At 65.9% G+C, this 19882-nt stretch carries 18 protein-coding genes and 2 pseudogenes; 9 read left to right on the forward strand and 11 right to left on the reverse strand.

Annotation, left to right across the window (positions count from 1 at the left end):
- The first annotated feature begins 222 nt into the window (after positions 1-222).
- A complete protein-coding gene (locus tag JQS43_RS22120; RefSeq protein WP_239676292.1) occupies positions 223-747 on the forward strand; it encodes a hypothetical protein in 525 nt (174 codons plus the stop codon).
- 262 nt (positions 748-1009) lie between these two features.
- The gene (locus JQS43_RS22125; RefSeq protein WP_239676293.1) at positions 1010-1414 is read left to right on the forward strand and encodes a phosphotransferase; all 405 of its coding nucleotides are present in this window, start codon (positions 1010-1012) and stop codon (positions 1412-1414) included.
- Positions 1415-1447: 33 nt separating this feature from the next.
- Here JQS43_RS22125 and JQS43_RS22130 read toward each other — a convergent pair whose 3' ends face one another.
- The 6 genes from JQS43_RS22130 to JQS43_RS22155 form a co-directional block, all read right to left on the reverse strand.
- Positions 1448-2011 carry a hypothetical protein gene (locus JQS43_RS22130; RefSeq protein WP_239676294.1) on the reverse strand — a complete coding sequence of 188 codons (564 nt, stop codon included), beginning with the start codon at positions 2009-2011 and terminating at the stop codon, positions 1448-1450.
- 240 nt (positions 2012-2251) lie between these two features.
- Positions 2252-2704, reverse strand: a complete 453-nt coding sequence (locus tag JQS43_RS22135; RefSeq protein WP_239676295.1) for an NUDIX domain-containing protein — start codon at positions 2702-2704, stop codon at positions 2252-2254.
- A gap of 34 nt (positions 2705-2738) precedes the next feature.
- Positions 2739-3863, reverse strand: coding sequence for a hypothetical protein (locus tag JQS43_RS22140; protein WP_239676296.1), 1125 nt, complete (start codon positions 3861-3863; stop codon positions 2739-2741).
- Positions 3860-5419 carry a nucleotidyltransferase domain-containing protein gene (locus JQS43_RS22145; RefSeq protein ID WP_239676297.1) on the reverse strand — a complete coding sequence of 520 codons (1560 nt, stop codon included), beginning with the start codon at positions 5417-5419 and terminating at the stop codon, positions 3860-3862. Before JQS43_RS22145 ends, JQS43_RS22140 begins: the two co-directional genes overlap by 4 nt.
- Positions 5380-6782 (reverse strand): IS3 family transposase gene (locus JQS43_RS22150; RefSeq protein WP_239676298.1). Its coding sequence is split into 2 segments (ribosomal slippage): positions 5380-6452 and positions 6452-6782, totalling 1404 coding nucleotides; the frame shifts between segments, so codons are not numbered across the junction. Before JQS43_RS22150 ends, JQS43_RS22145 begins: the two co-directional genes overlap by 40 nt.
- A 48-nt stretch (positions 6783-6830) precedes the next feature.
- Positions 6831-7286: a hypothetical protein gene (locus tag JQS43_RS22155; RefSeq protein ID WP_239676299.1), complete on the reverse strand. Its 456-nt coding sequence runs from the start codon at positions 7284-7286 to the stop codon at positions 6831-6833.
- A 368-nt stretch (positions 7287-7654) separates the two neighbouring features.
- On the opposite strand from JQS43_RS22155, the gene JQS43_RS22160 reads away from it, so the two are divergent.
- Genes JQS43_RS22160 through JQS43_RS22175 form a run of 4 tightly spaced genes read left to right on the forward strand, consistent with a single transcriptional unit; the run spans position 7655 to position 10904 of the window.
- Entirely contained in the window at positions 7655-8671 is a 1017-nt protein-coding gene (locus JQS43_RS22160) for a hypothetical protein (protein ID WP_239676300.1), read from the forward strand.
- Entirely contained in the window at positions 8658-9335 is a 678-nt protein-coding gene (locus JQS43_RS22165) for a hypothetical protein (protein WP_239676301.1), read from the forward strand. The genes JQS43_RS22160 and JQS43_RS22165 overlap by 14 nt, the downstream gene beginning before the upstream one ends.
- A 35-nt stretch (positions 9336-9370) precedes the next feature.
- Positions 9371-10459 carry an asparaginase gene (locus JQS43_RS22170; protein ID WP_275580954.1) on the forward strand — a complete coding sequence of 363 codons (1089 nt, stop codon included), beginning with the start codon at positions 9371-9373 and terminating at the stop codon, positions 10457-10459.
- A complete protein-coding gene (locus JQS43_RS22175) occupies positions 10446-10904 on the forward strand; it encodes a PPC domain-containing DNA-binding protein (protein ID WP_239679535.1) in 459 nt (152 codons plus the stop codon). Before JQS43_RS22170 ends, JQS43_RS22175 begins: the two co-directional genes overlap by 14 nt.
- Positions 10905-11142: 238 nt before the next feature.
- On the opposite strand, the gene JQS43_RS22180 is transcribed toward JQS43_RS22175, so the two are convergent.
- Together JQS43_RS22180 and JQS43_RS22185 are read right to left on the reverse strand one after the other, a co-directional pair.
- Complete coding sequence (locus JQS43_RS22180; RefSeq protein WP_239676303.1) at positions 11143-11517, reverse strand: SCO4402 family protein; 375 nt, start codon at positions 11515-11517, stop codon at positions 11143-11145.
- Positions 11510-11914: a transposase family protein gene (locus JQS43_RS22185; RefSeq protein ID WP_239676304.1), complete on the reverse strand. Its 405-nt coding sequence runs from the start codon at positions 11912-11914 to the stop codon at positions 11510-11512. Before JQS43_RS22185 ends, JQS43_RS22180 begins: the two co-directional genes overlap by 8 nt.
- 787 nt (positions 11915-12701) lie before the next feature.
- Here JQS43_RS22185 and JQS43_RS22190 point away from each other — a divergent pair.
- Positions 12702-13992: pseudogene (locus JQS43_RS22190) on the forward strand (IS701 family transposase).
- On the opposite strand, the pseudogene JQS43_RS22195 reads toward JQS43_RS22190, so the two are convergent.
- The 3 genes and pseudogenes from JQS43_RS22195 to JQS43_RS26220 all read right to left on the reverse strand — a co-directional run.
- A pseudogene (locus tag JQS43_RS22195) lies at positions 13947-14248 on the reverse strand (integrase core domain-containing protein); the annotation flags it as partial. The pseudogenes JQS43_RS22190 and JQS43_RS22195 overlap by 46 nt on opposite strands.
- A 7-nt stretch (positions 14249-14255) precedes the next feature.
- A complete protein-coding gene (locus JQS43_RS22200) occupies positions 14256-15605 on the reverse strand; it encodes an IS30 family transposase (protein ID WP_239679536.1) in 1350 nt (449 codons plus the stop codon).
- 534 nt (positions 15606-16139) lie between these two features.
- Entirely contained in the window at positions 16140-16523 is a 384-nt protein-coding gene (locus tag JQS43_RS26220) for a hypothetical protein (protein ID WP_338037197.1), read from the reverse strand.
- A gap of 161 nt (positions 16524-16684) precedes the next feature.
- On the opposite strand from JQS43_RS26220, the gene JQS43_RS22210 reads away from it, so the two are divergent.
- Entirely contained in the window at positions 16685-18256 is a 1572-nt protein-coding gene (locus JQS43_RS22210; protein ID WP_239676305.1) for a hypothetical protein, read from the forward strand.
- Positions 18257-18696: 440 nt separating this feature from the next.
- Positions 18697-19434 (forward strand): DUF6308 family protein, encoded by a 738-nt coding sequence (locus JQS43_RS22215; protein WP_239676306.1) that lies wholly within the window; start codon positions 18697-18699, stop codon positions 19432-19434.
- The last annotated feature ends 448 nt before the right edge of the window (positions 19435-19882 follow it).

Here is a 19882-nt window from a genome sequence, read left to right on the forward strand (position 1 = left end):
GCCGAGTCATCCATCCAGTTGATTAAGAAGTCTCAGCAGTGCCCGAAGGTTCTCCGTCTCACCTCGGCGATCATTGGTCATCCAGTCCTCCTGCCCGTGAGCTCGTCAGCGGGGCGAGTCTAGCGCCCGCCGCGGTGCGCGCAGAATGTAAACCCGAGGCTGATGCCCGTACCGTTGCGGTGCCCCCACGCTGGCCGAGGCGAGCTGTTAACGTGATCGACCATGTCGGACTGGCCCAGCTTATTCGGCGCAGTTGGTGGCATCATCGGCGCTGTCGGCGGAACGATCGGTGCCGTCGGCGGCGTCCTTGGGGTACGCGCTCACCGCCGCACCAACGAGCTTGCCGCGAGGACGGACGTCCGGGAGAGGCTGGAGCACCACGAACGGCTCAAGCCCGGGGAGCCGGCATACGTCAACTTGGAACGGCGCGAGGGACACAACTTCGCCACCATCCGACTACCGCGAAGCTACCGCGCCCTCGGCTACGCGATCATCGACGACTACGGCAGCAGACGCCGGCTGAACCTTCCGGCGTTGTTGGAGGCCAACAAGCCCTACGAGGTGCAGGTTGAGCACGGCCCGCCCGGCCGCGAACGTCCGACCGCCGAGGAACTACTCCTAGACCTGTGGCCCGGCGACGACTGGACCTGCGCCTGCGGCCGGCGAACCAACCCGAGCAGCGACGAGCCTCATTGGCGGTGGCGGGCACCGGTAAAGGCCCCGCCACCGCCGCCAGGGGTCTGGTGACCCTGGCCGGCTGATCCCGCGGACGCCAGCCCATCAGAGGCACCGGCGGTGGCCGGCCACGTCGATACACTCACAACCACAGCCGCTGGTCACGGGCCGGGCGCGACACCCTGCGGAGGAATCGCGCCATGGTGACATCCGACCACGGTGACAACCCCCGTACCCGTGACGGCCGCGGCCGCTACACCCGCAGCACGGCTACCGCCGAACGGGACGCCGAGGCCTGCCGGCTCCGCACTGCTCGACCAGGACGACAAACGCGTTGACGGTCTTGACCGAGGCGGCAGGGTCGCTGCGGATGGCTCACGGAGACCTGCTGCCGACCAACGTGCTGCACCAGCCACCGGCCCCTAAAACGCGGCCGACGGTGACCGGGCTGCTGGACTTCGAGTTCACCGGCCTGTTCCTGCCCTGCTTCGACCTGGCGCTGATGTGGGTGCTGCTCGGCAACATCCCCGACGCACGGCACCGGATCACCGAAGTGGTCGGCACCGATCGCGCCGCCGTGGCCGGGTTCTGGGTCAACGTGGCGATGGTGACCACCCGTGAGCTACGCACCCACGGCGAACTCGAACCTGGCCATCCGCTGCGCGCCCGACTGGCCATGCTCACGGCCACCTGGGAGCAGGCGCGGGCGCGGCTGCACGCGACAGCCGAAGCCCCGTGATGCGAGTGGCCCTTATCCACCGGTACCTGCGCGTCAGCCGCGCGGTGTGATGGACAGCAGGCGGTGGTTTTGGGCAAGTGGGTGCTCGGCGAGCACGGGCTGTATCAGGTCACGAATGGTGGCCGCTGACTGGCCGTAGAAGTACAGGGCGGTCTCGGTGGGGCCTTGCCAGTACGAGAAAATGCGGCCTCGGTCGGCGAGCCGACTCTGAAGGGCGCTGATGAGTTCGTTGACGTCGCTCGTCGCGTACACCTCTTCGGGCAAGTCGGTGCCGTTGAGGTAAAGGCCAATCCCTTCGGCGACACCAAACGACACTGGCTCTCGGTCGCCGAGCCGTGCGGTCGACCCCTTCGGCGCCCCGATCGACTCGAGTGTGTGGACCACCAAGCGGAGACCAGCCTCTTGGTCACCGTGCAGCTCCACGTCGATGTCGCAACAACTCGGCTCGCCGTTGGCGGCCATCTGTGTGCCGCCACCGCAGACCTGACTGCCCGGTGCCTCAACGTCGAGTATCTCCTGCAGAGGGTCCTCGAAGATCTCCCCACGGTCCAGCGGCCGTAGTCTCGCGTTGAGAGTGATCGCCAGGAGGCCGGACATTCGCCTCATGTTACAGACCGACACTCGGCTGCGGCGGCCAGCCGACCCACCGGCCGATCAGCCGCGCAGATCATCGCGTCGCCGACCGCACGGTCGACCGCAGATTATCAAGATCCCGACGGTAGACGGGCAGAGGTCGCATCAGTTCGCATGGCCGGTCGCCGGATGACCGTAAAAATCGAGTCATGCCCAGACTCCGCGGCTGCGAGGCTTCGGTCGAGCGAACCGAGGGTTTCTTGTCTATAGTGAAGTTCGTAGGTCGGGGAGGTCGAAGGGGTCGATCGTGTCCCTGATGGTCTGGGCAAGTAGGCGGGCGACCGCGTCGGGTTTGAGGTCGATCGAAGCGAGTCCGGCGGTGGTGAACGGGACAAGGTGGAGGTCGTAGCTGCCCCGTCCGTGGTCGGCAAACTCTGGCCCGCTGCGGTCAGCGAGAGACCAGTCGTGGATGCTGCCGAGGTAGATGTGCTGTCGGTCTTCGTCTCCGTCCAGCACGTGAATGAGGCTGTGGAGACTGGCGGTGCCGCCCAGTTCTTCGCGTATCTCGCGGTGAAGGGCCTGTTCGAGAGTGTCGTCGGTGGATTCCACGTGTCCCCCGGGAAGAACCCAGTATGTGGGGGTGTCGGGGCGTTGGCGGCGAATGGTGACGAGTTCGTTGGTGGGGGTTATGAGAACCCCGCGGACGCGTTCGATCATCGCCGACCTCCTCGAGTCAGATGGCATTTCCGCTTCAGCTGGAATCCTTTGCCGAGCATGAACGGCGGACTCTTGTCTGGCAGACGAGGCTACCGGAGTCGCCTGGATGTACAACAAGATCTGCCAAGAGGCTGCCGAGTCCTGTTTGAAGATCTTGGAGTTGGGCGAGCTTTGCCAGGCACAGGGCGGTGTCCATCCCGTCGAGCGTCGCGAGGTGGATGACTCCAAGTATCCGCGTGACCAGAAAGGGGCGCAGACAGCCCAGCAGGTCGGCACTACCGTCGGTGCATGCCTGCCCCAGTTGTCCACGCAGCTGAGCGGTGAGGGTTTCGAGCGCTGCCGCTCGGCCGGGTCCGACGCGCCATTGAGCGCCTACATCGATTCGCCGGTGCCTTTGGGAGACTTCGAGGTGGGAGGCCACGGGTGTGGTGACAGGCGGGAGCCGGTGGCGAAGGGTGCGCTGGTAGACATCTGGTTGGTACTTGGGGACAAGCCAACCGCCCATGCCGAGTAGGTACCACAGCAGGTTAGCGACGTCTGCAGCGAGAATGTTGCGGCCGGCGTGTTCGAAGTCTAGCCATGTCTTGGGGTAGGCGATGTTCGGTTCGGTGGGGTCGCCCTGTGTGAGGGCGGTCATCCAGCACGATCGCAGGTGAAGACGCTGCCGGGACTGTTCGATGATGGCGGTGATGTCGAGGCGGCGCCGTTCACCGTTGACCACGAGCTCGAAGGCGGCAAGATCGGCGACTGTGACGCGAGTGCCTCCGATGTTCAGGATGCTGTCAGGGGCGTACCAGAGGTCGAGTCGGCCTCCTCGGCGCAGCCGAGGAGCATGAAGCGTCGTGACGCTGTCGGCTAGGGCGGCCTGTTCGCCGTGCTGCGCCACGCTCCGCACCAGATCGGCGCAGGCGCCTGCCACTAGCTGTTGGACAGGGGTTCCATCGGTCAGGCCATGGTCGGCCAGAGCGATGCAGTCGCCGAGGAGGTGCTCGCAGCGGCCGTTGGCGAACACGTCCTCGTAGACGACGGTGTGGTAGCGCTCGTGCAGATTCCACCCGAGTAGGTGCGGTACGCGAAGAACATTTCGCACGGCGTGCCAACCCTTTGTCTCGGCGGCGGCCTGTTCGGGGGACATCACCTTGACGAACTTAGCGTTCACGAGCTCGGCGCTTCCGTGGCGAGGGTGTCCAGCCAGGCGTTCAGAACGGCGCGGGCGAGGGCTCGCGAGTCCGTATCACTGGTGCGGGCTGTGTTTAGGAGGCTCGGGTCGAAGGCAGATGGGTGCGCTTCGTCGAAGGCCCGCAGGGCGCGATCGTCGTCTGAGTGGTCCTGGTGTTCCAGCCGAAGCATCACCTTGGCGAGCAGCGCGGCGAGCTTGAAGACCGCCCGTTTGTCGAGGATTGGGCTCAGCAGTTGGCGCCGCAGCTCTATCGCGCTGGCTGGGCCATCGGCGTGGCTGGTCAGAGCATCGGTGGCCGCGCTTGGACACGGTAGATCAAAACCCGGGGCACGCCATTGCACACCGAGCGCGCCCGTGCCGAGTTGGCGCAACGTATGGATAAGACGGGGAGTCAGTGCGCCAGCCAGGCACTCCTGCCTTGTGACGACGGTGAGTCCAAGTTTCACGCCGTTGACGCCTCGGCGAAGGTTGGCTAGGGCGTCGCCGATCGCGGGCATGGCCTCATCGCCAGCTACGATCAGAATGTCCAGGTCACTCCACCCGTGCTGGTACTTGCCTCGGCCTCCACTACCGGTAACCGCGATCATCTCGAGCGTCGTTGCTCGCGTAGTCAGGTCCTGGACAAGGCGCTCAAGGTGGGTGGTCACCTGTGGAGGCGCCGCGAGCTGGGTCGTGGGTCGTGCCTGTGGCGACTTGCCCGGTTGGCGCAGCGAGACGGCGAACCGGTCAAGCGCGTGGTAGAGGTGCAGGGCCGATCGGTCGTTGCGGAGCACGAGGTCGGCGATGCCGCGGATCCGATGCGCGCCGCGTGATCGCTTGACCTGGTCCCGTTCAGCGATCTCCTGCGCACCGACGGATCCGCGCTTCTGCCGAAGATCCTCGGGTGTGTCCACGTATACCGTGGTCAGGGTCGGGCCGAGCAGGGCCTGCAGTGCGGTGGTTGCGTGGTAGCGGTGAAGCGACTCGATGGTGAGGTGGTCGGAGAAGTAGTGTGCCGCTAGGAACCGATCAAGGCTGTCCACCAAGACCTCCGCCTGGGTGGTTTCGTCGAGGGAGTAGACATCCTCAACCCCGTGGCGGGCTGCCGCCTGCTCCAACAGGTAGCCGATTTTCAGCCGGGTGAATCCATGACGTTGCTGTAGCCACCACGCCGCGCTGCTCTTGCCGCTCTCCGACATTCCTCCCAGCGCGACAATGGTCGCTCTCGAAAGACCGGCCGGTGGCGATGGCTCAGTCATGTGTCGGGCGAAGACAGCGCGAATTTTGTCCTGAATGGACATGATCGGCCTGTCGTCGACGAGAACAATGTGGGCGAAGCGCCGGTCGTTGACAAGGCGAAGGACCTGCCGGGAGAGGTGATGTTGGTACCTGCGGTACACGTCGTTGGCGTTCTGCTCCCGGGCAAGGCTCCGTTCGGCATCGTCTGTCGGATCGAGCGAGTGCAGCAGTACAACGCCGGTTCGGAAGCTGTCAAGCTCGTTGAGACACGTGTTACTCACGATGTCTGTGTGGTCGCTGGTGGTTCGTTGATCCATGCCGCTCCGGGGATGGTCGGTGGCGTGGGTCGGCTACGGAACCGGTCCGGGTTGGCGGCGTAGGCGGCGTCGAGGACCTTGGCCCGTTCCTCGCGGATCTTCTCGACAGTGCCGAAGTGGACCGACGCGGGGGTGTGCAGCCCGATCCCGCGGTGTCGATGATCATGGTTGTAGTAGGTGAAGAACTCGGCGCAGAACGCGCGGGCGTCAGCGATGGATCCAAACCGGCCGGGGAACGCCGGACAATGCTTGAGAGTCTTGAACTGCGCCTCCGAAAACGGATTGTCGTTCGACACCTTCGGTCGGGAGTGGCTACGGTCAATGTTCAGGTCGGCCAGCAGCGCGGCGACCGGTTTGCTGGTCATGGCAGTGCCACGGTCAGCGTGCACCGCCCTGGGCGCGACACCGATGCGGGCGATCGCCTCGGCGATGAACTCTTCAGCCAGCTCACCGGACTCGCGGGCGGCGACCTGCCACCCGACCACATACCTGGAGTAGATGTCGATCATGACGTACAGGTCGTAGTACACACCCCGATGCGGACCATGCAACTTCGTGATATCCCAGGACCAAATTTCGTTGGGCCCGTGGGCGACCAACTCCGGGCGCACCCGCGGCGGGTGCTGGGCCTGGCGGCGCCGCTCCCGCACCTCGCCGCGTTCGCGCAGGATGCGGTACATGGTCGACTCGGAACACAGGTAGACACCTTCGTCGAGCAGGGTGGCCCACACCTGCGCCGGGGACTTGTCGGCGAACCGCTCCGAGTGCAGCACCGCAGCCACCTGATCCCGCTCAGCGCGGCTCAACGCATTGGGCGGAGCCGGCCGCGGCGGCCGGGCCTGACCCGCTGGCGCTGGCCGTAACCTGCGGTAGTGGCTGGAACGCGGCTTACCCAACAGCCGACATGCCTGCTTGATCCCGGTGACCGGCGCCAACTCGACAAACGCTTCCTCGATCACCTGCTCGACCTGTTTTCGCGCGTCGGCTCCGCGCTCTCGGAGAGCATCCCCAAGAGCGCGTGTGCTTTTCCCACCACGTCAAGCGCGGCTTTGGTACGCGCCAGCTCCGCGGCCATTCGTTCGTTGTCACGGCGTAGCCGCTCCAGTTCGACCTGCTCCCGGCTGCGCTGGGGCTTGCGTCCCGGCCTCGGCGTCGGCCCGGACAACGCACCGGCATCGCGCGCTTTGCGCCACTCGATCAGATGGGAGTGGTACAGGCCCTCGCGGCGTAGCAGTGCCCCGCGGGCACCCGACTCGGTCAGCGCGTCGTACTCAGCCACGATCGCCAGCTTGTACTCGTTGGTGAACACCCTGCGCTTGGGGCGCTCAGCCCGCGGCTCCAGATCGGCATTACTCATGGTCATCGCTCTCGATGGTCCTGTCTCGCCCTGCTCGATGGTCAGTTCAGGAGATTACCCTGTCCCATGTCCCACCCGAGCCTGACAGATAGGGGTTTCGCGCCGCTCAGCAGCCTGGAGCCTGGAATGGTATCGGTGCAGCAGGCGCAGTGCCTCGCGGTAGGCGTCGTCCTCGGTCAGACCTTCTCGCACCGAGATCGTGGCAGCAAGACACGCCTCGAGCATCGGCACTCCACGGTCGAGTAGCTGAGGCTCTGGTCGGTGTTCGATGTCGGCGTGCCGGTTCAGGTACGAAGCGGCCAGTACATCGGCAAGCTCCTCGATGCTTGATGCCGTGAACCACCAGGTTGCCATTCCGCCCGCGACGATGGCCGGCCACCTGGGATCATATTCGTGCAGGGCGCCGGCCGAGCCAGCCTTCGGCAGGCAACGCCGAGTCAGGATGCGCAGCTGAGTCGACTTGCCCACGTTGTCCGGTCCGCTCAAGGCCAGGACCATCTGGGAATCCATGGCGGGGTCCTCCCTTCGGTACCGACTCGTACAGATGTTCCTGCCGCCTTCCTCCCCCAGGGAAGTCCACGGCCGTCCAGCCTCCAGTCGGTTCCGAGGACTGGGAGCCACCGTGGTGTCAGGGACTACCGCACCCCTGTCCACAATCGGGGAAAGTCCAAGGGGAGCGGAACCCTCATCGCCTCGGAATTCTCGTCGGCATTTCCGTCTGCATATCGCTCTGACCAGCTGATCCTTGAAACCCCGAACGGCAGACGGGTTGTGACGAGTGCGTGACATTGTCATGCTGGCAACATCACCCAAACCTGTGACCGGTGGCTCGCCATCGCACAGTCACGGTCCCTACGCGAGGGGAGGGGGCGTCAACCGTGGGCCGCGTTTACCAGCCAAACGGCCTATTCCGTAGTGCGCGCGAACGTCTGCCCTCGCCTTCCGGCGCGCCGCGCCCAATGTCTCGACGGGAGCTGGCCGACGCGGTCAACACCTTGCTCTGGGAGAAGGAAGGCATCAAAGAGCACCTGAGCCAAGACGACATCGGCAAGGTCGAAAACGGCCGGGTCCGCTGGCCACGAAAAGCGCGTCGACTCGGATTCCGGGCTGTTCTTCGTGCCCGGACCGACGCCGACCTCGGGTTCTACTTCTACCGAGAAGCCGCCGGCCCGGCCATCTGCCCGTCATCTCCAGAGGGCCACGCAGGGTGGGTAACAGCCGCGCTAAATGCTGGCCCACCTCACGTGGGGCAGCCGACCCGCCCGCAAGCGCACGCCAATAATTCCGACCTACCGGCCGCCAACCTCGGGAAGCTCCTGGGACATTCGGCTGCCGAGGCGCTGGAGTTCGCCCCCCGAACCGGGGCCAGCTGCCTTGACCCGCGCACCATCGAACACCTGCATCCGCTTTGTCCGACGCTGCTGTGCAGCCAGACGACCGCATCGGTGCTGCCGCTGCTGGTCGCCGGTGGGCGCACCCACGCGGGCTCGGTGATCAACGCACGCATTCTTCCCGCAGCCGACGACGGGCGGATCGTGGCCGCTCTCCCCCAGGGTGGAGCAGACAGCGGGGCCCCGGGTTGGCCGGGTCGGGAGCTGTTGGTCGGAGTAGTCGAAAGAGGCACCCACGTTGATGCCTTCGGTATCGACAGCCGCCGAGCTGGCCTCCAGGTGGCCACTGCCGAAGCCCGGCTGCCGATACCGCGGGCGTATCAGCTCGATGACCTCACCGTTGGGCTGCTGTGGGCGGTAACCAACCTCGAAACGTCTCTGCTGGGCGATGACGCCCAGCTAGCAGCCTGCCACGGCTGGATCAGCCAGTACGAGTCGCTGCCCCATTCGTCGGCTAGCCGGGATGCTGTCGCCTCGCCAAATATCACAGATGTGGCTCGGTAGCGAGTTCTGCGCCCGGCACATCCTGCGCCACTGCGACACCCTTGCCGGACTGCCGGCGTTCTGGACCCGCGAACAGCATGGCGAGGAGGCCAGCACCTGGCTGCTGTTCACCCACAAGTACGACTACCTTAAGCACCTCGCCGACCGCTACCGCAGCCGAGCCGAGCCTATGACCCGCACCTTCTCGATCACCGAGACCGCGATCACCACATCGCCGCCACGCGAACGGGTTCTGCTACTGCTCGCCGTGGCGCTGATGGAATCCTTCGGCATCCAGGTCAACCTATGCCTCGACCCCGCATACCGGCAGCTGGAAGGCTTCGTGCTCGACCGGCAGCGCTGCGCGATCATCGCCAACTGGGTCGACATCGATGCCGTCTGGCACGTCGACGTGAACACCAACAAGCCCGACCTTCAGCGCTACGCCGACGCGCTGGACCACGCACAGGCACGCTCGGCGATCGCCGCCAAGACCCCAACCGGCAGGCTGACGGCACTGGCCGGTCTTCTCGACCTGGACTGGCAATGGCTGACCCACCGGTGCGGCGAGTTGGCCGCCTACGGCAGCGCAGGGATCGCCGATCCCCACAGCCGGCTGCTGTCCACCGCCGGTGTGGACCGCGCCTGCGGCTACGTCGCCACCGTAGCGACCCACAACGGATAGGCTGCCGGGGCAGCCGTCACCGTAGGGAGCCCTGCATGTCCCATCCCGATCCTGCCCCGCCACGGCGCGTTGCCGTGCTGGGGCTCGGCGGCACAATCGCCATGACCCCCACCGGGGACGGTGGCGCTACGCCCGCGCTGTCCGCCGCCGACCTGATCGCGGCAGTGCCCGGACTGGCCGAGACCAGCATTATCGTGGAGACCGTCGAGGTGGCCCGGCTACCCGGAGCCTCGCTCGACTTCGCCCGCCTGGCGGCCACCGCCGCCACCGCCCGCAAACAGATCGAGGCCGGAGCCAGCGGCGCCGTGGTCGTGCAGGGCACCGACACCATTGAGGAGACCGCCTACCTCCTCGACCTCCTGCACGACCGGCCGGAACCACTGGTGGTCACCGGAGCCATGCGCCACCCCGGCCTGGCCGGAGCCGACGGTCCAGCCAATTTGCTCGCCGCCATCACCACCGCAGCCCACCCCGACGCCCGGGGCCAGGGGGTCCTCGTGGTGATCAGCGACGAGATCCACGCCGCCCGCCGAGTCCGCAAGACCCACACCAGCAGCCCCGCCACCTTCTGCTCACCCGACAGCGGCCCGCTAGGCCGAGTAGTGGAGGGCACGCCGGTCCTGCTGTCGCGGCTGGCCGCCCGCAATGTATTACCCCTCGCTGATGACGTGACATGGCCGCAGGTCGGCCTGCTCACCATCACACTCGGCGACGACGGCCGACGGTGGCCGGCGCTGGCGGAAGGATACGACGGGCTGGTCGTGGCCGCGTTCGGCGCCGGCCACGTACCCGAGGCCACGGTGCCAGCACTGGCCGACCTGGCCCGACGTCTGCCCGTGGTGCTCGCCTCGCGTACCGGCGCTGGCCCGGTACTCTCCAACACCTACGGGTTCCCCGGTTCGGAGTCCGACCTGCTCGCCCGCGGCCTAATCCGAGCCGGGTTCCTCGACCCCTACAAGGCCCGTATCCTGCTTACCGTGCTGCTGGCAACCACCCGCGACCGAGACACGATCACCTCCGCGTTCGCAGCCGCTGGCGGCTACGCCGACCCCGATACCTGGCCATGGCCGCCGAGCCAGACCACCGGATTCACAGTAGAACGGGATGCTGATGCGAGGTCATGAGCTGAATATGGGCCGATCCTTCGGCCTCGTCCTCGAACACGGAGAAGACTTCTTCGACTCCCTGACCCAGTTCTGCGCCGACCACAACATCCGGCAGGGCTACATCCCAATGTTCATCGCCGGGTTCTCCGAAGCCGAGATCGTCGGCACCTGCGGCAAGCTCGACGACCCGCACGCGCCGGTCTGGTCCGCGGTCCACCTCACTGGAGTAGAGGCTCTCGGCGGCGGCACCCTCGCCCACGACCCGACCGACCATCAGCTCCGACCACACATCCACGTCACGGCCGGACTCAAGGCACACAGTGCCACCGGCCACACCAGCCACCTACTATCAGCCAAGGTTCAGTTCCTCACCGAGATGCTCATCATCGAGGTCACCCACCCGCAGATGCAGCGCCGTCGCCACCCCGACCTATACGACGTGCCGCTCCTCCACTTCGCCTGAGCACCACAAGTTGGGATTGACCCGATTCGACGGACAGGGTGATGTTGGGCTGCGATCAACGGAGTGTTGCGGCAGCTGACCCGAGGCCAGCCAGCGGCCCGGTAGCTCCGCCGCGCCTTCGATTAGGCCACATAGGAGAGATCACACCGCGAACGCTCATCACCCTCGGCACTTCTAAGCGACGAGGCCAAAGATCGCAACGGGTGTTGCCCGAAGGAACACATCGACACGGGCCACGCTAGCCACTATCCCTCAGGGTCGAGAGCGCCATACCTGCGGCATCCACGATCGCCGCCCAGCCTGGTGCCCGTAAATATTCCTCGTCGGAAAGATCTGTGCCCAGTTCGTCGAATAAAGAATCGATTGCTTGGGCCAAGTGTCGCATCGCATTGGCTTCTTCCTGAGACCTCAGGTAGATGCCGATTGCGGCGTCCGGATTTTCCAGTACCTGCGTATCGTCGTAAAGGATATGGATACGATGAGTGAACTCGTCGTACTCACCAGGAGGCAATTCGCGTCGGATCCACGCGGACCACTGATACACCGGGTCTGCCAGGGCCTTCAGGGCCCGAACGATCTCCTGCCGCATTTCGGGAAATCGAACGTCACTCATGGCCGATCCCAAGACGACCAGCTGCTCCACTCACTAAAGTGGTCTCCGCCAACCGGTCGGTGCGGAGGATTTTGCCGTCGAGGATGATGTGGGACCAGCCTTGGTCGGCGACCCGGCGTAGCGCCTGGTGGAGGTCTGGGGCGCCGTCGGCCAGCACGGTGGTGGCTTCGTCGCGGTAGCGGTAGGCGGTGGCGCGGGAGATGCCGAATCCGGCGGCCAGCAGGGTGAGGTCTTCGCGTTTGCGGTACCAGACCAGTACCAGCAGGGCCTGTCTGAAGCAGGTCAGCGCTCGGGTGCGTCGTCGGGTGCCGCAGGTGCGTCGTTCGGCGGTCAGGAGTCGGGCCAGGTGGTGGACCAGTTCACGGGGTACGTCGAGCACGGCAGGATAGGCGATCACGTGGGGTCCTTCGCGGTAGGTGAATCAGGCGTGAGCCAAGATGAGCTGCCCGACGATTCTTGCTGAGATCACCTCAATAGCCCATGGGTCAACCCCTGATAGCCATTAGCGAAAGAATTATCACTCCCACGACTATGCTCAAGATACTACTCGCGAATAAGCTAGGGCGCACGATAAACGGAAAAATCGCACCAATGGGATTCTCCGTCTCATCCAGCATGGAATCCCGATTGCGCCTCTTTCTCCGTACAGCCAACACTCCAATGACCAATCCAGCAGCGATCCAGGCTAAGCCCAAGAGTGCGCCTGGAAAAGTCCCAATAGTTTCTCTCGGTTTCGGTTCTACTGAAGCCGCTATACTGACCAACGCTTGGATGCCTAGAAATGCATTACCCATGACGACCTTTCTAGAATAGGCGGAAGGTTCTCACGTAGCCGGCCTCCAAACCTTGCTTTCAACCCAAACGTCACCCCTCTCCCCGTCCAGTCGTCACCATCAACAGTTTCACCGCCCGGATGGCCACCGGTTCAACCACATGACGGGTGCCATTTCCGATGTGAGGAGATCGGGTCTGACGGACGGGCGATGGTTTCGAACTGTACAGGGCTAATACGGCAGCCCGACTTCGTTATGTAGATGCCTGACGATGCGCCGGCGTGGTTCGGGGGCGGTCTCGGCGTGTCGGCGTGCGTGAACGCGGCCGCCGGTTGATCATGCACGGCTGTGAGACCAAGTGAAGATCAAACGGCGGCGGCCGCTGGTCACAGCGTAGACGCCCACGGGTGGATGGAACACTTCGAGGCCGCCTTCGCGCGCATCGCCGGCCGGTTCACCCGGGTGGAGCCACGACGCCGCGCCCGGGCCTACCTGCTCGGGCTGCTCGCCGATGTGGAGACCCGCTCATGCTGGCAGCTGGCCGAGCACGCCGGTGAGACCTCCCCGCACGGCATGCAACGGCTGCTCGCCGAGGCGGTCTGGGACGCTGATGCGGTACGTGGCGACCTGCGCAGCTACGTGGTTGACGAGTTGGGTGACCCGCAGGCCGTGCTGGTCATCGATGACACTGGTGATCTCAAGAAGGGGATCCACAGTGTTGGGGTGCAGCGTCAGTACACCGGCACTGCCGGGCGGATCGAGAACAGCCAGGGCGGTGTTTCTGGGCTACGCCACCACAAGCGGCGGGTACACGCTGATCGACCGGGAAATCTACCTGCCCAGGTCCTGGACCGATCAGCCGCAGCGGTGCGCCGCCGCTGGGGTGCCGGAGCAGGTGCGGTTCGCCACCAAGATCACGCTGGCACGGCGGATGCTCACCCGGGCCCTCGATGCTGGGGTTCCGGCAGGGTGGGCCACCGCGGACGAGTTCTACGGCGGTGACCGGCATCTACGGCGGGACCTGCAGGCTCGGGGTGTGGGCTATGTGCTGGCGGTGGCCAAGAGCCACCGGGTCACCACCTGCACCCCGCTGGGGCCTGCTCGGGTCGATCACGTCGCCGCCGGTCTGCCGCGGCGGGGCTGGAATCGGCGTTCGGCAGGTGATGGGTCGAAAGGCTGGCGGGAGTACGACTGGGCCTGGGTGAGGCTGGACCCGCCGCCAGACGAGGTCGGCGGGCACCACTATCTGCTGGTACGTCGCAGCCGGCGGGACGGGAAGCTTGCGTTCTACCGCTGCTGGTCGCCACGGCCGGTGAGCCTGCGTGAGCTGGTGGCCGTGGCCGGGCGCCGCTGGTCGATCGAGACCTGCTTCCAGACCGGCAAAGGGCTCGGGCTGGATGAGCATCAGGTCCGCCGGTGGGGCTCCTGGTATCGCCATACGACCCTGGTGATGCTCGCCCACGCGGTGCTGGCCGTGATCGCCGCCCAGGAACGCGCCCGGCTGGTCGACGATGATGGGTCGCTGGTTCCGTTGAGTATCAATGAGATCCGGCGCCTGCTGGCCAGGCTCGCACTCAACACCGTCCATACCATAGCTCACTGGCTGGGCTGGTCACACTGGCGACGCCGGCACCAGCAACGCGCCCGGACCAGCCACTACCAACGCCGAGGCCAGCTCCCACATCGACCAACGCCTACATAACGAACCCGGGCTGCCGTACTAAGCCAGTCCAGCGCGGAGTGGCGATGACGGCGGTCGTAGAAGCCTTCGATGTACTCGAAGATCGCGTTGGCCAACTCGACGCGGGTGCGCCAGCGGTGGCGATCGAGCAGTTCGGTCTGCAGGCGGCCCCAGAACGCCTCAGCGACAGCGTTGTCGTACGGATCGCCGACGCTGCCCAGCGACGGCGCAGGCCAGCCTTGCGGGCGCGTTCGGTGAAGGTCCACGAGGTGAACTTCTCGAGTTCAACCTGTCGTTGCAACACCGGTCTGTTGGATCGAGCGTAGCTGCTCCTCGAACACCTCGGCCGGGGTGCGCCAGCCGAGGGTTCTGCGGGGCCTGTCGTTGAGCGCCAAAGCGACGGCTTCGAGGTCGTCGGCGGTCCACCTCGACAGATCGGTGCCCTTCGGGAAGTACTGACGCAGCAGCCCGTTCGTGTTTTCGTTCGTGGGCCGCTGCCAGGGGGAGTGCGGGTCGGCGAAGAACACCTTCGTGCCGGTCTCGATCGCGAACAGCGCATGGGCCGACAGCTCCTTTCCCCGATCCCAGGTAAGGGTTTTGCGTAGCTGTTCAGGTAACTGGGTCATCGACGCCGTCAGGGCGGCGTTCATCGCGATCGCGCCGTAACCGCCAAGCGCGGGGCCGTTCTTCACCGGCGGCGTTTCGCCCCACCCGTCCAGCCGTGGCAGGTGCACCAGAAGCGTGGAGCGGCTGGCGCGTTCCACGACCGTGCCGATCGCCGAACGGCCGGTGCCGATGATCAGGTCTCCCTCCCAGTGCCCAGGAACGGCGCGGTCGTCGGCTTCGGCCGGCCGCTGGCTGATGACCACATCCGCGGTGACGTGGCCCTGCGGCTTGCTCTGGGACCTCGCGCGCGGCTCACGCAACGCACGCCCGGTGCGCAGGCAGGCGACCAGCTCCCGCTTGAGCGCGCCGCGGCCCTCGATGAACAGGGCCTGGTAGATCGCTTCGTGGCTGATGCGCATGGACTCATCATGGGCGAAGTCGATCCTCAGCCGGTGGGCGATCTGCTCCGGACTCCAGGCCGTCGCCCACCGCCGGTCCTGCCGGTGCGGCTTGTTCAGTCCCTTCCATGCAGGTGGCCTGGGCCCGGCGACGACTGTGCCATCGGGTCTGCGGACGCTGCCGCTCAGGCGCTCCTGCACGTAGTCTCGCAGCCGAGGATTCGACACCAGCTTGGCTGTCTTCGGGCGCTTGGCCGCCTGCTGCGCCTTCCACTGCGCCACCGTGGCCCGGTACTCCTGCTTGCCGCCCCGTGTCGCCGCGTTACGTCGCAACTCACGCGAGATCGTTCCCGCATCGCGTCCGATGCTGCGGCCGATCTCCCGCACGCCCTTGCCCTGCGCCCGCAGCAGTGCGATCTCCTCGCGTTCGGCGAATGACAGATAGCGGCCCGAGGGCTCGTCCAGGCTGATCGGCGGCATGCCGCCAGCATGGCGAAACCACCGCGCTCCAACCGGCCACGACACGCCAACGTGGAGCGCGGCCTCGACCGTCGTAATCCCCGTCGCGATCAGCCGCCAGAACTCCCGCTGCACAGCACGAGAGGGCTCAGGCCGACCCGGCGACCGCATCGGCGGCCGCAGCGCCCGGTCCGCCGCCCACTGCCTTCGCGCCCCTTCGGACACCCGCTCCAACTTCGTGTTCCCGCCCATCGCACACCTCCGTGATCGAGGTGTTGCGACGACCAGTTGAGTCCGCCCTGGTTGAGCTGGTCACAATGGCGACGCCAGCATCAGCAACGCCCGGGCCAGCCACTACCGACGCCGAGGCCAGCTCACCCATCGAGCAGCGCCTACGTAACGAACCCGGGCTGCCGTACTAGCTCGACGACGCAACCCGAGGGAATCCTTCAATCGACAAGGTGGCCTCGGACTGAACCGCCTAGCGAGTAAGTATTAAGCGACGTAGGTCGAAGCCCGCAAGAGCCAGCGTTATAGCCGTCAATAAGCGCTCGTCACGGCACTGATTGGACCATCCAAGATGGTACGAGATGATCTAGCGGGCACTTCGGTCGCATGTAGAGGAATGATCTACGAGGCTGACTCGCGTTTCCTGAGCTTGATCTTTACCTGTGCGGCGGGTCGGGGGTTGGTGGACCACCCGGCTCAGTCGCTAAGTGATGCCGAGTAGGGCAAGTGGGGGGGTGCGGTCGCGGAGTGGTGTCGGTTGGCGGCGGCGATGTTGGTGGCGCCGATGAGGCGCAGGACGCTGATGGCGGCGTTTCGTAGGGCGGCCATGACCTGCGGTCCGGTGCGGGTGCGGATCTGGGATCGGTCCTCGTCGTAGGTGACGTCCCGTACCCAGTTGAGTCTGTTCTCGATGGACCAGTGGCCGCGGATCCAGGCGGCCAGCTGGACCGGTCGGGTCTGGTGCACGTTCAGGCCGGTGATCGTGTAGACCGTTTCGGTGGTGAATCGCTTCGGTTGGTGGAGGCGGCGTCTGTGGCGGCGGACCTGCAACGCCCGGGCAGCATGGGGGAACTCGCGCATCGCGCTGCCCCTTCGGCTGGAGACACCCGGAGTTGGCCCGAGCCCAGATTCGGCCGACGTTGACAAATGGCGGGACGCCCACCCCGCCTTGCGTGAAAGCAGGTCGTCGTCCATCATGATCGGATGATGTTTGACCTGAAGGGCGGCCTCCGCCCAGTGGCATGACGGCAGCGTGGCGGCTTCCACCCGCCGACGATCAGCGCCCGACCTACCTCGCCCACGCGATCGCACTGACGACCCTGCACGGACCTGGCCCACTACCCAACGGTGGCTATCCACTACCCGACGAGGACCAGGCCCGGCCACGGCCCATGATGCCCGGGGCCGTCCTCGACGGGGTGCGCACCAACCATGGCGGTGTCGACCCCGACCTGCCGGCCGCGGTGACACTCGCTCATCTGATCGACGACCTCGTAACCAACTCGCCCACGACCAACACCCTCGGGCACCTGCACGACATCGCCGCCGACCAGGACCTGTTACCGATCGCCGACGCCGTTACCCGCGAGCTGACCACCCGGGACCTGCCCACCGAACGGCTGCGCCAGACCGGGCGATGGCTAGCCGAGTACAGCACCCGCCGCAACGCAGTCGCCCTGGGTATCCTGCTGCTCGGGCTGGCCGGCGACCACCGCGACCGCGATCTGCTGCTCCTACTGGGCAGCCTGGAAGACCTCAGCCTCTACGCCGCTGTCGCACTAGCACGCTCACAACCAGACCGCGACCAGGCACTGTTCGACCTGGCCCTGCGGGTGGCCGGCTGGGGCCGCATCCACACCGTCCACCGACTAGCCGCAACCCACGACCCACAGATCAAGGCGTGGCTGCTGCGCCACGGCTTCCGCAACCAGATCATGAACGAATACCTCGCCCACATCGCCGCCACCACCGGCGACCTGCACGCGGCGCTGACCACACCGCCGGTAGACGACGAACTTCTCGACAGCGCCGGGGACATCCTCACCGCACTATGCCTCGGCGGACCGGCCGAAGACATCACCGACTACCCGGACGCACCACAGACCATCGAACAGTACCTCGCCCTGGCTGCCCAACGGCCCCCGAACCTGGCCAGGGTCACCGTCGTGCTGCGACTGGGCGAGTTCATCGCCTCCGACCAGGCCGCCCACCTGAACTGGACGGAGATCACCCGCACCCGACTGCGGCAAACCTGCGACCACCTGGTCCAACGACCCGACTGGCTACTCGCCGTCGACCACGCCATGGACAGCCCGGACCTACCCCACTTCCGGCTCGCGATCGCGCCGGCCCGGCAACTGGCCATACCCACCCGCACCCGTATCCGCGCCCGCGTGCACCAACACCCCGACGACGCCTACCTCTGGCAGGCACTCACCGACGACATCGACGACGTCCTGACCCTCGCCCAGCAACTGCTGCCCCTGGACCGCCTCGCTGGCGGACCCGCTCTTGACGTCGGACTCCGCGCCGACCCGCCGCACTACATCCTCGACCTGATCGTCAGCCGCCTCAACGGCCACCCGGGCAAGGGCTGGCCGCTGATCAGAGTCGCGATGGGCAATCCCATCATCCGCAACCGCAACATGGCCGTCCGCGCCCTCACCGCCTGGCCCCCAGAAACCGTCCCGGACCACATCGTTACCACGCTACGGCGAGCAAGCCTCCTCGAACCCGACCCCGCCATCCGCGACACGATGCACCAACTGCTGTCTACATGGACCACCCACGACGAACGCCACACCCCCGAATAGTCCCCGATCTGCCGACATGGCCCCGAGCAAACATCAAGCTACCGCCACGTTCACCTGCCGGAAATGCGTGACGCGGTCAGAGACCTCGTGGCCGCCGGTGGCGCTCGGTCAGACAGTGCTTGGTGTGTCGGGTCTTCGGGGACACTGGTTGAGGCAAGGACCGCGCGCTCGCGGTCGCGGAGACATAGCCTGCCTGGCAAGCCACCCCGGATGCTCGTTAACGGGCTGCCGGCAGCGCAGGCGATGCGGCTGGCGTGCCTCGGCCCGCGCGAGGCGGGACCGGCCAGGTGATGCCTATCGCGGTGGGTGCGGCTGGCCGATGGCGAGAGTCCGACAGCAACGCCACCGAGTTCGCATCTGCGGTGGCCGACACTGGCCGGCAATCGCCCGTACACTGACCGAATCGGCGACCCCGTGGGCCGTGTGCTTCATTTGCCCTCATGGTCTTGCAGAACTGCTACGCTGGAGAATACGGGTGGATCGTGGGCGATGAATGCCTTGAACTACCACTGCCGGATGGCTGGCAACGAGCACGCTCGAGCGACCTGGAATACGCAAGGCAGGTGACGCTGCGCGCTCTAGCGGAAGAACCCGCCGCCCGCAGGCTCGCTCTGTACTACGACCCCGATGGCGGCTTCGCCGGTCCGACATTCCTCGGTATCGAGAACGACCCCAGGGCCATAACGGCAGCAGACTGCTTCGCTATGTCGCTGCTTGGCGGGCTGAGAGTCCATCCACGGGAGGCACGACGCTTGTTGGGCCAAGAAACGCACCAAGCTGCGGTCCAGGAAGCACTCCGAAACACGCCTGAAGACGTACGACTTGAGGATGCCACGGCCGCCGCGCTCGAAGCCGCCGCTACGCTGTACATGGCGGTTCGAGCTGCCCTCAAAGGCGCGGACGCACGAGCCGCCGATGGCTGGGTTCGAGCGACCAAGCTGTGCGCCCGCAAGCGTCCGTACCTGATTCCAGTGCGGGACACGACGGTGCGGAAACTGCTCAACCTGGAGCAGTATCGCAACTACGAGATCGACTGGCAGGTCTACCGTTGCTTGTTGCGCGACAGCCAGATCGCCTCACGACTCGATCAAGCGATTATGAACGTGGCACTGCCGATCAATGACCCACGGTTGAGGGTGCTAGACGTAATCCTGTGGTGTGAGGCAACGAACCTCTAATCGGCCGACATGCACGGCATCGGCGTCGTCGACAGCCTCACCACCGTGCCCGCCAAGATCGGCGCACCGATCCTCACGGCGTGGAATCCGACTTGGGCCAAGACCACTGCTCTTTGCCGCGTGCGCCTCGCTGACCTGCTACTTCAGCCCTTTGGCTGCCGGGTGGGAAACGTCGCCTGCCCGCCAGGCAGTGCCCAGCCGTTGATGGTTGCGGTCCCGTCGTCGCAGACCGCCCAACTGGTGCCGTCCTGCCCGGGCGCCCTGTTGGACCATCCAGGGACGACGAACTCGAAACGAAGGCCACCCACTGGAGACGGCCTTCCAGGCCAGCCTCGGCAACATCCCCGCGTCGGCGGCAACCGGTCGCCGTCCACACCTCCGGACTCGGCAACCGACACACCTTCGGCGGCGTTAACCACGCCACCTTCGGCACCGCCCGTTACCTTTT

The organism is Natronosporangium hydrolyticum (assembly GCF_016925615.1).
In the GTDB taxonomy this organism is placed as follows: Bacteria; Actinomycetota; Actinomycetes; order Mycobacteriales; family Micromonosporaceae; genus Natronosporangium; species Natronosporangium hydrolyticum.